General features: G+C 48.4%; 14 protein-coding genes, 2 tRNA genes and 1 pseudogene. 6 read left to right on the top strand and 11 right to left on the bottom strand.

Features of this window, described 5'->3' with window-relative positions; all coding sequences use genetic code 11:
- Positions 1–98 precede the first annotated feature (98 nt).
- From obgE to rplU, 4 genes and pseudogenes are all read right to left on the bottom strand, one after another.
- Positions 99–1,118: pseudogene (gene obgE, locus QI63_RS08575) on the bottom strand (GTPase ObgE); the annotation flags it as partial.
- A gap of 120 nt (positions 1,119–1,238) precedes the next feature.
- On the bottom strand, positions 1,239–1,490 hold the full coding sequence (gene rpmA / locus QI63_RS08570; protein WP_006187878.1) for a 50S ribosomal protein L27: 252 nt from the start codon (positions 1,488–1,490) through the stop codon (positions 1,239–1,241).
- Positions 1,491–1,525: 35 nt separating this feature from the next.
- Positions 1,526–1,849, bottom strand: a complete 324-nt coding sequence (locus tag QI63_RS08565; protein ID WP_044015541.1) for a ribosomal-processing cysteine protease Prp — start codon at positions 1,847–1,849, stop codon at positions 1,526–1,528.
- A gap of 7 nt (positions 1,850–1,856) precedes the next feature.
- On the bottom strand, positions 1,857–2,171 hold the full coding sequence (gene rplU, locus QI63_RS08560; RefSeq protein ID WP_016522145.1) for a 50S ribosomal protein L21: 315 nt from the start codon (positions 2,169–2,171) through the stop codon (positions 1,857–1,859).
- A gap of 236 nt (positions 2,172–2,407) precedes the next feature.
- Here rplU and QI63_RS08555 point away from each other — a divergent pair, with 236 nt between their 5' ends.
- On the top strand, positions 2,408–2,926 hold the full coding sequence (locus tag QI63_RS08555; protein WP_044015539.1) for an FKBP-type peptidyl-prolyl cis-trans isomerase: 519 nt from the start codon (positions 2,408–2,410) through the stop codon (positions 2,924–2,926).
- 12 nt (positions 2,927–2,938) lie between these two features.
- Positions 2,939–4,000: a Gx transporter family protein gene (locus tag QI63_RS08550; protein ID WP_044015538.1), complete on the top strand. Its 1,062-nt coding sequence runs from the start codon at positions 2,939–2,941 to the stop codon at positions 3,998–4,000.
- Between the two features lie 106 nt (positions 4,001–4,106).
- On the opposite strand, the gene QI63_RS08545 is transcribed toward QI63_RS08550, so the two are convergent.
- From QI63_RS08545 to eno, 3 genes are read right to left on the bottom strand one after another with little or no spacing between them, the layout of a single operon-like run.
- Positions 4,107–5,264, bottom strand: a complete 1,158-nt coding sequence (locus tag QI63_RS08545) for a DUF8086 family protein (RefSeq protein WP_235619672.1) — start codon at positions 5,262–5,264, stop codon at positions 4,107–4,109.
- The gene (locus tag QI63_RS08540) at positions 5,257–5,637 is read right to left on the bottom strand and encodes a RidA family protein (RefSeq protein WP_044015536.1); all 381 of its coding nucleotides are present in this window, start codon (positions 5,635–5,637) and stop codon (positions 5,257–5,259) included. Before QI63_RS08540 ends, QI63_RS08545 begins: the two co-directional genes overlap by 8 nt.
- 25 nt (positions 5,638–5,662) lie before the next feature.
- Positions 5,663–6,961, bottom strand: a complete 1,299-nt coding sequence (eno, locus tag QI63_RS08535; protein ID WP_044015534.1) for a phosphopyruvate hydratase — start codon at positions 6,959–6,961, stop codon at positions 5,663–5,665.
- Between the two features lie 113 nt (positions 6,962–7,074).
- Here eno and QI63_RS08530 point away from each other — a divergent pair, with 113 nt between their 5' ends.
- Entirely contained in the window at positions 7,075–8,052 is a 978-nt protein-coding gene (locus QI63_RS08530) for a GNAT family N-acetyltransferase (RefSeq protein ID WP_044015532.1), read from the top strand.
- A gap of 35 nt (positions 8,053–8,087) precedes the next feature.
- On the opposite strand, the gene QI63_RS08525 is transcribed toward QI63_RS08530, so the two are convergent.
- Positions 8,088–8,161, bottom strand: a tRNA-Arg gene (locus tag QI63_RS08525).
- A 93-nt stretch (positions 8,162–8,254) separates the two neighbouring features.
- Positions 8,255–8,326 (bottom strand) — tRNA-His (locus tag QI63_RS08520).
- 133 nt (positions 8,327–8,459) lie between these two features.
- Between QI63_RS08520 and def the strand changes: the two genes are divergently transcribed.
- From def to QI63_RS08505, 3 genes are read left to right on the top strand one after another with little or no spacing between them, the layout of a single operon-like run.
- Positions 8,460–8,981 (top strand): peptide deformylase, encoded by a 522-nt coding sequence (def, locus tag QI63_RS08515; RefSeq protein ID WP_044015530.1) that lies wholly within the window; start codon positions 8,460–8,462, stop codon positions 8,979–8,981.
- Positions 8,981–9,958 (top strand): methionyl-tRNA formyltransferase, encoded by a 978-nt coding sequence (gene fmt, locus QI63_RS08510; protein ID WP_044015528.1) that lies wholly within the window; start codon positions 8,981–8,983, stop codon positions 9,956–9,958. Before def ends, fmt begins: the two co-directional genes overlap by 1 nt.
- A 15-nt stretch (positions 9,959–9,973) precedes the next feature.
- On the top strand, positions 9,974–10,975 hold the full coding sequence (locus QI63_RS08505; RefSeq protein WP_044015526.1) for a PASTA domain-containing protein: 1,002 nt from the start codon (positions 9,974–9,976) through the stop codon (positions 10,973–10,975).
- A 33-nt stretch (positions 10,976–11,008) separates the two neighbouring features.
- Here the strand turns inward: QI63_RS08505 and QI63_RS13335 are convergent, their stop codons facing one another.
- The gene (locus tag QI63_RS13335; protein WP_235619671.1) at positions 11,009–11,302 is read right to left on the bottom strand and encodes a hypothetical protein; all 294 of its coding nucleotides are present in this window, start codon (positions 11,300–11,302) and stop codon (positions 11,009–11,011) included.
- Positions 11,293–11,778 carry a class I SAM-dependent methyltransferase gene (locus QI63_RS13330; RefSeq protein ID WP_235619670.1) on the bottom strand — a complete coding sequence of 162 codons (486 nt, stop codon included), beginning with the start codon at positions 11,776–11,778 and terminating at the stop codon, positions 11,293–11,295. Before QI63_RS13330 ends, QI63_RS13335 begins: the two co-directional genes overlap by 10 nt.
- Between the last annotated feature and the right edge of the window lie 18 nt (positions 11,779–11,796).

The following is an 11,796-nucleotide window of genomic DNA, read 5'->3' as shown; positions in this document are numbered from 1 at the left end:
CCACCCGCAGCCATATCTGCCGATAAACCGGCCGCCGTCCAGTCATCACCGGATGCGGTGCCGTGTACGCATTCGCCGGCGACACTCTCTGCCGAAGCTTCAGCGCTCTTATCCGCATCCGCAGCGGCAAGCTCTTCTACCAGCGCAACAAACGCATCGCGGACTTCGTCCAATCCCCAGCGGTTAAACACCGAAATACCGAGTACGGGCACATCGGAAAGCTTTTCCCGCAGGGTTTTGAGCCGCTCTTTTGTTCCCTCAAGGTCGAGTTTAGTAGCGATAATAACCCGTTTTTTTGCAGCTAATTCTTCCGAATAGGCTGCAAGCTCTCCGCAGAGGGTATCGTATGCGGTTAAATAATTCTCATCGGAAAGGTCAATCAAAAAGGCCAGCCCCGCCGTCCGCGAAATATGCTTTAAGAACCGGATACCGAGGCCGACTCCCTCCGAAGCGCCCTCCAATATCCCCGGTATATCCGCGATGATAATATCCTGTTCCTCATCGATGCGGAGTACGCCGAGGTTCGGTATTTTGGTGGTAAACGGATAGGGCGCAATCTTAGGGCGGGCATTGGTAAAGTAATCCAGCAGAGAGGATTTACCGGCATTCGGAAAACCGACAAGTCCGATATCGGCGATGATATTCAGCTCAATTTTAAGACGGCGGGTCTTGCCCTCCTGTCCCGGCAAAGCGGTGCGCGGCGCTTGATTGGTGGAAGTTTTAAAATGACAATTCCCCCAGCCTCCGTTACCGCCGGTCAAGAAAGGAATAAGCCCCTCGGTCCGGTCGCCGAAATCGTAGACAAGCTCACCGGTATCGGCATCTTTAATAATGCAGCCCGGCGGGAGCGGAATAACACAATCGACGCCCTTCGCACCGAATCGTTTTGAGCCTTGCCCATCCAAGCCGTTTTTTGCCCGGAATACCCGCTTATGGCGTAAATGCACAAGCGTGCGCATATTCCGTTTAATCTCAAACAGCACATCGCCGCCGCGCCCGCCGTCGCCGCCTGCCGGGCCGCCCTTAGGTACGTATTTTTCCCGCCGGAACGCAATACATCCGTTCCCGCCTTTTCCCGATGAAACTTCGATTAAAGCTTCATCCGCAAATTGAATCATCGCCTCGTTTCCTTCTCGAAAAAAAAGCCGGCATTAGAGCCGGCTTACAACAGGTACCCTCTAAAAATTCAATTTTTAGGGGGTCTCAATATCATTGCGGAATTAACCGCTCGTCCATCCCTACGCTTGCGTTACAGATGCTAAATGTCTGCCATTGCGGTGATGATACACAACCGTACCGTCTACAGTTGCAAATAAGGTATCATCCTTGCCGCGGCCGACATTGTCGCCCGGATGGATGGGAGTTCCGCGCTGACGGACTAGAATGGAACCGGCTTTTACCGTCTGTCCGCCGTATACCTTAACGCCCAAATATTTAGGGTTTGAATCTCGTCCGTTTTTTGCACCGCTTCCGCCTCGTTTCCGTGCCATAGTAGCCTCCTCGTATCAGATAAGCATCTGTGTGCTTACCGCTGTATCTTTTTGCATTGAACCGCTTGCGGATATTCTTCCTGTAAAGAAGCTATCCCAAGCCATAAAAACTCCGCTGCATACCGTAATTTTTCACTTTGCGTTTCGTCATAGTTAAGAACCCGAAAAGAAAGCGAACCGCGCCGTTCCGCACTGACATCAGCTTGCACGGAACCGAGCGCCTGTACAGTCGTCCTTAAAAGGATCGTTACGGCTGCACACACAATATCATGTCCTTTCACGCCGTTATTCGCATGACCGGAAGCTTCAACGGAAAGGAGATGCTCCTTTTTATCAAGCTCCAAAAGGACTTGTATCATTCCGCGCTTACACCCCGGTAATCGAATTAACCGTTAAATAGGTGTAGTGCTGGCGATGCCCGATTGTGCGGTGATAGTCTTTCTTGCTCTTGTACTTGTATACGATCACCTTCTTATCACGCATACTCTCTTCAACCGTTGCCGAAATTTTTGCGCCCGCAACGTAGGGAGCTCCAACAGACACTTTACCGTCATTGTTAACCAGTAAAACGGTATCGATATCGATAGCCGTTCCCTGCGGTTCGTTGATCTTATCTACCAGAATCTTGGAACCTTGTTCAGCCTTATACTGTTTGCCTTTATATTCAAAAAGTGCGTACATAAAAACCTCTGTTTACATTTCTGCGGAAGTATCTATCATTAAACATGATACATAACTCCGCGTATTTTATAGATTTTTGTATGATGATATATGAACGGGTGCATACCATCAAAACTAAACGGTTGATTTCAAAATATAGCATAAACGGCCTATAGAGGTCAAGATGTGGATTCAGAGCTAACGCATTTCGAGTTTTTGCCTTGCCTGAACGTAGGAAAATCGGTATCATATTCAGCATGAAAATTGCAGACGATTGTTTGGTTACCCTTGAGTATACCTTAAAAGATGATAACCAAGAGATTTTGGATTCATCGGAACAGATGGGACCGCTGGACTATGTTCACGGTTATCGCCAGCTTATTCCCGGCTTGGAAAAAGCCCTTGCAGGACGCGAGGAGGGCGAAAGTTTTTCGCTTACGGTAGCGCCGCAGCAGGCTTACGGTGAAATCGACCCGCGTGCGGTCTTTGAGGTAAGCCGTGCCCAATTTCCGCCCGACACCCAGCTGGAAGTCGGTATGGAATTTGAAACGAGCGGCCATCATGTGGTTATAACCGCCATTGACGGCGATATTATCACACTGGATGCAAACCATCCGCTTGCCGGAAAGACACTACACTTCGATATAAAGATTGCCGGTGTGCGGGATGCTACACCCGAAGAGCTTGAAGAAGTTCAGCAATCCTTCGCAGGCGGTTGCGGAAGCAGCTGCGGTACAGGTGAAGGCGGCTGCGGCGGGTGCTCAGGCTGTCATTAAACCGGCTATACTATGAACAAAAAACAGGATGCGCTGGTGCCGGTTTTCGGCGCCTTGTGTTTCTTCCTTTCGGCTATTGAATTTGTTATTCCCAAGCCGCTGCCGTTTTTGCGGATAGGTCTTGCGAATGTTCCGTTGATGCTCGCACTTGATGTGTTATCGTTTCCGGCGTTTTTATTGCTGACGATGATAAAAATTCTCGGGCAGGCGTTTATCAGCGGAACGCTCTTTTCTTATCTCGTCCTGTTTTCGGCAGCAGGGACAATCGGTGCCGCGCTTATGATGTATGCCTTGCATAAAATTCCCCGTAAAGCGCTCTCGCTTGCGGGGATCAGCATGGCAGGTGCCTTTGTATCAAACTGCATACAGCTTTTTATCGGGCGATTCTTTATTTTCGGAGAAGGTATCCGCTATATGGTGCCGCCCTTTCTCTTTATCGGTGCGGTAACGTCTTTAATCCTCGGTATTTTTTGCGAAAGCTTTGAAGCGGAATCCGAATGGTATGCCCATATACGGGACACAGATTCCCCGTTATACGTTCGGCTACCGGACAATACGAATCCTGCCGCTCATCCGCGGCTCCGATTGATAACAGGCTTCACCTTGTTGATTGCACTCCTTTTTATACCGGGCTTACCGGCAAAGGCTGTCATTTTTACTGCGGGCTTTTTGCTCTGTATTGCAGAAAAACAAAAAATATATTGGGTGCCGCTTTGTATTTCGACGGTAGGAATAGTAGCGTGTCATATCTTTATTCCGGTAGGAAGAGAACTGTTTTCGATAGGAAGTTTCTCGCTCACAAGCGGAGCCTTGATGAACGGTTTGGAAAAAGCAGTTGTTCTGCAAGCAATGATTTTTATTTCACGATGGACGCTGCAAGTACGAATCAGGATCCCGGGATTGATCGGCAAGGTGCTTGATGAATCTCTCTACATATTTAAGCAATTGCTTGAGTTTAAAGACAAGATACGTCCGCGGCATCTTATCACAAGCATCGACGAGCTGCTGCTCGGGCTTCCCTTCATAATCAACAACCCCGACGCAAAACGGCAGAGGGATGTTCTCATAAGGTGAGAGCAATCGTGCACGATAAGTGCATATAATCCGCAAGTTTGCGTAAGTAAGTTCAGCCGTTTTCAGCCGCTCAGTTTTTCAGCGGCTGAAAACAAACATTAGACTTTTACAGTCCTAATTCACTCAACTTAGCGGTAAAAATTCCTGCACGGCCGATTTCATAGAATATCGATTCTTCCCACGCGGCAGTAATGGCCGTATCCGAGATAGAAAACGCAGTATAGCTAAAGTTTTCCGGTAAAGACGGCAGCTGCACTTTTCGGATACCGCGCCTGCTCGCATTAAGCATCAACGTTCCGTCAGGTAAAAGAAGAGCAGCACTTCGGCTAGCGTCACTTAGGGAATACTGAACTGCATAAACGGTTACCGGAACCCTCTCTTCCATAGTATCAGTTGTTTGATTCCGTGCAGGTTTAAAGAAAACGCTACCATCCGCCGAATCTTCGGTGAATACTTTCAAGTACAAATCTCTATTACTTTCGATTGTGTCCGCTAATTCTTTGAGCATATCCGGCATCCGGTTATAAAGCGGGGGCTCACAGGCTGCTCTAAATTCTTCTGCAGACAGTTGTTCGATATGTTTATAGGCATCCTTCTGCATAAAGGAAGCAAAGTTACTGCATTTTACATACGAGAAGGAAATATCCGTTCCGTTATCAGCCTTAAAACTCGCATACCATTGACCGCCAACCTGTTCAAGCGATTTACACTGTGCTCCTTTCGGTAAATGCAGATACGTTACATCAGCCACGGGTGTATACGATGAGAATCCGGAATCGGCACGCAATAAAAAGAGCGTATTTTCAGATGTATCGCGCGATAAAAAGATAGAATTTTGGTAAATGCGGATAAAAAACTGCCCGTCAACCGTATACAGATCTCCGGCGGTAGCCTGTGAAAAAAGCTCATGTCCAACCGGAAGCTTCGCGCTGGATTGTAAAGAACGAATCGGATACAGTCCGCATTTATTGATTAAAAAAACGGCATTCCCGTTATTTAAACCGAAATCGGCAACTTGAACCGCCTCCGTCCACGGTTTAAACACTGCGGCAGGTATTTCGGAAACAGCATCGGTATTTTTTAATTCCACGGAACCGTTATCGGCAACGGAGAAATATTTCCAATGATTGGCGGACGGAACTTCAACCGGCGCTGCCGATGCACTTTTTTGTGCCGGCGACGTTTCGGTTTCTGTCTTTTGTTTTGTACAAGCGAAAAAAACAAGCGCTGCCGCAAGCGGCAGCGCTAAAATCAACTTACGCAAGAGCGATTGCCTCAATTTCGACCAGTCCGTCTTTCGGCAGACGGGCAACTTCTACAGCTGAGCGCCCCGGATAATTTCCGGTACCGAATACCTCGCTGTACACTTTGTTCATTTCCGCAAAGTTGTTCATATCGCTTAAAAACACGGTTGTTTTAAGCACCTTGTCCAAACTGCTGCCGCCTGCTTCGAGTACCGCTTTCAGGTTCATCAGCGATTGGCGGGTTTGTTCGGCAATACCGCCCGGAACAAAAGCACCCGTAGCGGGATCGATCGGCAGCTGGCCGGAGGTAAAGATAAAGCCGTTTGCGGCTGTCCCTTGCGAATACGGCCCGATTGCGGCCGGCGCCTTGTCTGTTGCAATAATCTGTTTCATAAATAAATCCTTTATCTAATTGATATTAAAACCCGTACCGTGCGAAGGTTGCGGCGCCTGCATAGCGGGCTTGGCAGCCGAGTTCTTCTTCGATGCGGATCAGCTGGTTGTACTTTGCAATACGGTCGCTGCGGCTCATCGAACCGGTCTTGATCTGTCCTGCTTCCAGCGCAACAGCGAGATCGGCGATAAACGCATCCTCGGTTTCGCCTGAGCGGTGAGAAATAACGGCGGTATAGCCTGCGTTCTGCGCCATACGTACCGCATCGATGGTTTCGGTAACCGTGCCGATTTGATTGAGCTTAATCAAAATGGAGTTACAGGCCTTTTCCTTAATACCGCGCTGCAGCCGTTCGGTGTTGGTAACAAAGAAGTCGTCGCCGACAATCTGAATTTTGCTGCCGAGTTCTTTGGTCAGGCGGGCATAGCCTTCCCAATCATTTTGATCGAGCGGATCTTCGATAGAAACGATCGGATAGGTGTTAATCCACTTTTTGTAGATTTCGATCATCTCATCCGCAGTGAACAGCTTATCCGGATTAGACTTCCAGAATTTATAGCCCTTGCGTCCGCCCTCGTCGAACAATTCGGAAGAAGCGCAGTCCAGCGCGATGGCAATATCGGTGCGCGGCTTATAGCCTGCCTTATCGATCGCCTTCATAATATACTCCAGCGCCGCTTCGTTATCGATATCCGGAGCGAAACCGCCTTCATCACCGACAGAGGTAGCTTTGCCGTCTGCTTTCAAAAGGCTCTTCAAAGCATGGAACACTTCCGCCGTCATGCGCACCGCTTCGTGAATGGATTCGGCGCCGATCGGCATCACCATGTATTCCTGAAAGTCGATTTTGTTGTCGGAATGCTTGCCGCCGTTGATGATATTTGCCATCGGCACGGGCATTTGCAGTGTATGTGCGCCGCCCAAGTAACGGTACAGCGGTAAACCGACATAGTCGGCAGCAGCGCGTGCAACCGCCATCGAAACGCCGAGCATCGCATTGGCGCCGAGTTTTGACTTATTCGGTGTTCCATCCAGGTTGAGCATAGTCTGATCGATTTCAGCCTGTTCCAAGGCATCCATTCCCTCAAGCTCTTCCGCAATAATGGTATTCACATTATCAACAGCCTTTAACACACCCTTGCCGCCGTAGCGTTTTGCATCACCGTCGCGCATTTCCAACGCTTCAAACTCGCCGGTAGATGCTCCCGACGGAACGCAGGCACGTCCGAAACTGCCGTCGCTCAATGCAACATCAACTTCAACAGTAGGATTTCCGCGAGAATCGAGAATCTCACGTCCTTCAATATACACAATATCGCTCATATACGACCTCCCATCTTTCAGAGGGAACTTCTAAAAAGCTAACCGAGTTTTTAGAGATGCCCTAGAGATAATCCGCTACATATTACACTTATTTTATGATATAATCAAATGGTATGACATTTATTTTATCCCCCGAAATGCTCAACGATATTATCTTTTCTATGGAAAATCAAACGGAAATTCTTTTATTCGATGCACTTGAAGGTGTCTGTGTTGCTGCAGATACCATTGGCGATAATTATGAAACGGTTATCGACGAACAGCGCTATTACAATCTTCCTAAATGGACTTCCGCGCATGGTTTCCATGTGATGGAGCAGTTTACTGCACTGGTGCATAATCCGCTACTGCGGGAGGCATTGCTCAATGCGCTCGGACAGCGGAAAGGCGTCTTTCGCCGGTATAAAGAAGCGCTGAAAACCGCACCTGCTGTTGAACGCGAATGGTACCGCTTCAAGGATCAGCAGATGAATGCTGCCGTGTACGAATGGTATAATGATCTGCGAAAACTCTGGGGACTGGAAAAAATCAGTTTTGAAGATGAAACGGACAGTCAGCTTTTACAGGAAGATTTTACGTTTCAGATTGAAAAATACGATGCGTTGAATACCGAACTTTTGCGAAATTTTATCCGTAAAACGGAAACAACATCCGACGACAGTGATAAGATAATATCCTTTGACGACTTTGACGAAAAGGCAGCATTTGAAGCGGGTAGCCTACTTGGATACACAGCATTTTTTGATGCGAATGTTTGCGCCGCAGCCGGACAGAAGTACGGTACAACTCAGCATAATGCTGTGTATATCACTGCATACAATGAAAACGGGTTGTGCGGGGTTTGCTCCGTCATTGCCTTCCCGTTTAATGAAAGTTTTTGTATTCCGTTCTTGCGGGTATTGCCTGAGTATCGGGGGCTTGGACTCGGTAAAGAGCTTCTACAGCGAGCCTGTACGTATGCCAAACCTTTGGCTGATGTACTGATATTTGCCGACTTTTGCGCACCGGCTCATGTGATTGCGCTACTTGAACGGGAAGGGTTTGAGCAGAAAGGACTCTTGTATGTAAAAGATTTATCCAGTGATGAGTAACGGGATTTGTAAAAAATATGAATGGGTAAAAAACGTGCGCCCGACACGGCTCGAACGTGCGACCTACGGATTCGAAGTCCGTTGCTCTATCCAACTGAGCTACAGGCGCATTTTTCGCTCATGCCCAAAACAGACTAATTTATGTGCATCACTAAAAACTCAGTTAGCTTTTAGTGATGCACAACGAGCATAAACGTAAAAGGGTGGGTGATGGGGTTCGAACCCACGACAACCAGATCCACAATCTGGCGCTCTACCACTGAACTACACCCACCGTGAATACAGGCGATAATGCCAAATAACCCCAAAAAAGTCAAGTAGCTGATAGATGCGGGACAGAGATTTCCGGTACGTTCACTTTGTAAACACATTGACCGCACGGCATAAATTTTGTACTATAATGCGCGATGAAGGTACTGTATTTAGGTGAAGAAACGCTCCGGCAGCCCTCAAAGCCGGTAGAGCATATTGATGAAGCCTTGCATGAACTGATACGGGAAATGTTTATAACGATGGATGAGGATAAAGGTATCGGTTTGGCGGCGCCTCAGATAGGAAAAAATGTAAGACTTTTTATCGTAAAAATCGATGACGGCGTGGAACGAGTATTCATTAATCCGCTCATTGTCGGCACTTCGGAAAAACAATGCAGCTATGAAGAAGGCTGTTTAAGCATCCCTAAAATGTATGCGGACGTTGTTCGCCCCGAAGCCGTTACCGTGCAATATCAGGATATGAACGGACGGCGCAGGACGATAGAAGCAACCGGTTTACTCGCGCGGGTCATCCAGCATGAGTATGATCACCTTGAAGGAGTCCTTTTCATTGACCGGCTATCCGAAAAAGAACGAGATAACCTCATTGCAAAGTTTACTCAACAACAAGAGCGCAAAAAACAGCGCGAAGCAAAAAAGCGGGCGCGTGCATAATGAACGTTTTTTTTGCCGGAACTCCCGATTGTGCAATCCCGGCCTTGCGAGCAATAGCAAAGACCTATCCTCTTGCCGGCGTGTTAACGGCTCCGCCCGCCCGTGTCGGACGCGGCAAAAAATATGCAGACTCTGCGGTAGCGCAGGCGGTTGCCGAACTAAAAGAACGCGGCGTCATCGCTCAAGAGGTACCGGTCTTTACACCGGAAAAATTAAATGCGGATTTTCGCGAAGCAGTAGCGGCGCTCCGACCTGATATAATGGTATGTTTTGCGTATGGAAAGATTTTCGGCCCGAAGACGCTGGCATTATTTCCACACGGAGCGCTCAATATTCATCCGTCCCTGCTGCCCCGATGGAGGGGACCGAGTCCGGTACCGGCAGCAATCCTTGCAGGAGATAGCACAACAGGTGTAACCGTTCAGTATATGGCGCAGGAAATGGATGCGGGAGACATCGTTATTCAAAAAGAGCTGCCGGTTGAACCGTCCGATACGACCGAAACGCTCTTAACCCGCTGTGCAGAACTCGGCGCTTCGCTCATCGTGCAAGCGCTTAAAACGGTAGAAACGGGTTCTGTCACCGCAACACAGCAAAATCATGCAGCAGCAACCTATTGTACGCTGTTGGAAAAAGATAGCGGATTACTGTGCTGGCAAGATGATGCCGGCGCAATAGATCGAAAAATACGCGCCTACACCCCGTGGCCGGGAGCCTTTACCTATTGGATGGGTTCAAAACTTTCTATTATACAGGCTCATCCGTATACGGGGAACGCAGCGGCGGAATCTCCCGAAACACCCGGACTGGTACTCGGCATTGATAAACGGGAAGGCGTATTGGTACAAACAGGCAAGAGTATTTTGGCAGTTCAGATACTCCAGAAGGAAACAAAAAAAGCAATGCAATGGAAGGATTTTTTAAACGGGGCAGCCGGCTTTATCGGAACGACGCTCCGATCTCTTCCGGAAACATAAATCTAAGGATTAAGTATGAGTATAGGTGATATTGCTGATGATATCAGCGGAAACGGAAAAACAATTGTTATTACATCGTTGGTGATGCTCATCGTTTTTGTTGCGGTTTCGACGCTGGTCTTTTTTATTTCGTTAAAAAGTGCCGAGCAAGTGATGGTACCGAATGTTGTCGGTAAAGATTTACCCGAAGCGCTGCTCGATTTGCAGGCGCGTGAGCTCTATCCGCGCATTCAGCTCCGCTATTCTCAAAAAGCAGATGAGAAGGGGCTTATCCTTGAGCAGGATCCCAGCCCGGGGGCTATCGTCAAAGGCGGCAAACGGATCGAGCTGGTGGTAAGCCAAGGGACTGTCATCGATACGGTACAGAACTATATCGGAGAGAACATCGAAGATGTACAAAATCGGATACGGGAGTTGTTTACCTCCGGCAGCCGCCAATACCTCCAGATTAAACAGCCGTATTTGACAAAATACAGCGCCGAACCCGCAGGAACCATCCTTGAGCAGGAACCCGCAGCGGGAACTCCGATTGCGAATAATATGGAGCTGACCTTTGTGGTAAGCAAGGGAACGCAAGCAGAAACAACCCAAGTTCCCAATATGGCCGGCGCCGATCTAAAAAAAATATATCAGGTAATGCAGAGAGCTGCGGTAACTTTTGCCTTTACAGCAGGCAGCACAACGGGAACGGATATTACCGTACAACAGCAAAGCGCCGCAGCACAGAGCGAAGTTCCGGTATTTTCTCCGGTAACACTGACCGTTTCCCTGCCGGAACCGGCAGACGGCATGGTGTCCGGTATCCTCAAAACAACACTGGCAGAGTTCCCCTACCCCTTTACCGTTTCGCTCTATGCGGCGTATCCCAACGGGGATAAGGATCTCCTTACCTCATTCCGGCATCCGGGCGGCGCATATTCCGTACCGTACACCGTTCCGGAAGGAACAAAGCTGTCGCTGGAAGTGCTCAACAAAGAGGTCTACACCGAAACGGTAGGCGCAAATACGGCGGAATAAACGGGAGTGAGGCTTTGAGTTGAACACTAAGCATTAGACCGCTGCCGATTTTACGCCCGCGTTGCAGATATAGCCCAGTTCGTACTTGTGTCCGTTAAAGTAACGGTACATCTTGGAGAACATTACTCTGTTTTCTTTCTTGAGTGCACACCGGATAATATGCAGCGTATTCCACAAGCCTTCATCTCGGAGCAAACCGCGGGGGCTGAGCAGGGTCATCATTCCGCATTTCTGTGTTACGGTAAATCCGTTCCGGAAAAAAAGGCTCTTCCACCCCTCGGCATCGAGCGGCTCGACGTTTACGTTAATAGTCTTGCTTAGACCCATTCTGAGTTCCTTTTGCTGTGCCGCGTCTTTAACGGTAAAAAAACATCCTGTGTTACTACTCTACCGCCCGGTTTAAGCACACGGAAATACTCTTTGAGAGCTTTGTCTTTGCGGTCGCCCACCAGCATGGTCAGCATTGCTTCATTGATAATAACATCAAAACTATTATCTTCAAACGGTAATGCCGTTGCATCTCCGTGTATCAGCGTAAGTTTCTCTTGTAGATTATTTTTTTCGATATTGGCTTTCGCATTTTGTAAGGCATTTTCATCAAGATCGACACCTGTAACGGCACATCCGAATCTCTGTGCCAACTGAATCATGGTGCGCCCTCTATTGCACGCAACCTCAAGAACCTTTGTCTCCTGTGTTATTGCAGCCTGATCAATCAGCCATTCGGTAGCTTCAATACCGCCCGGACGGAGCGTCGTTTTACCGATTCTTGCTAAAAAAACATGTCCAGCTTCGTACATCATAATCTCCTACAGAAAGTT

The organism is Treponema sp. OMZ 838 (assembly GCF_000775995.1).
Taxonomy (GTDB): domain Bacteria; phylum Spirochaetota; class Spirochaetia; order Treponematales; family Treponemataceae; genus Treponema.
This window is presented reverse-complemented; position numbering and strand designations above follow the sequence as displayed.

Coding starts and splice junctions, on each gene's coding strand:
- rpmA (WP_006187878.1), bottom strand. CDS start 1,490: ATGGCACGGAAACGAGGCGGAAGCGGTGCAAAAAACGGACGAGATTCA.
- QI63_RS08565 (WP_044015541.1), bottom strand. CDS start 1,849: ATGATACAAGTCCTTTTGGAGCTTGATAAAAAGGAGCATCTCCTTTCC.
- rplU (WP_016522145.1), bottom strand. CDS start 2,171: ATGTACGCACTTTTTGAATATAAAGGCAAACAGTATAAGGCTGAACAA.
- QI63_RS08555 (WP_044015539.1), top strand. CDS start 2,408: ATGAAAATTGCAGACGATTGTTTGGTTACCCTTGAGTATACCTTAAAA.
- QI63_RS08550 (WP_044015538.1), top strand. CDS start 2,939: ATGAACAAAAAACAGGATGCGCTGGTGCCGGTTTTCGGCGCCTTGTGT.
- QI63_RS08540 (WP_044015536.1), bottom strand. CDS start 5,637: ATGAAACAGATTATTGCAACAGACAAGGCGCCGGCCGCAATCGGGCCG.
- eno (WP_044015534.1), bottom strand. CDS start 6,961: ATGAGCGATATTGTGTATATTGAAGGACGTGAGATTCTCGATTCTCGC.
- QI63_RS08530 (WP_044015532.1), top strand. CDS start 7,075: ATGACATTTATTTTATCCCCCGAAATGCTCAACGATATTATCTTTTCT.
- def (WP_044015530.1), top strand. CDS start 8,460: ATGAAGGTACTGTATTTAGGTGAAGAAACGCTCCGGCAGCCCTCAAAG.
- fmt (WP_044015528.1), top strand. CDS start 8,981: ATGAACGTTTTTTTTGCCGGAACTCCCGATTGTGCAATCCCGGCCTTG.
- QI63_RS08505 (WP_044015526.1), top strand. CDS start 9,974: ATGAGTATAGGTGATATTGCTGATGATATCAGCGGAAACGGAAAAACA.
- QI63_RS13335 (WP_235619671.1), bottom strand. CDS start 11,302: ATGGGTCTAAGCAAGACTATTAACGTAAACGTCGAGCCGCTCGATGCC.
- QI63_RS13330 (WP_235619670.1), bottom strand. CDS start 11,778: ATGATGTACGAAGCTGGACATGTTTTTTTAGCAAGAATCGGTAAAACG.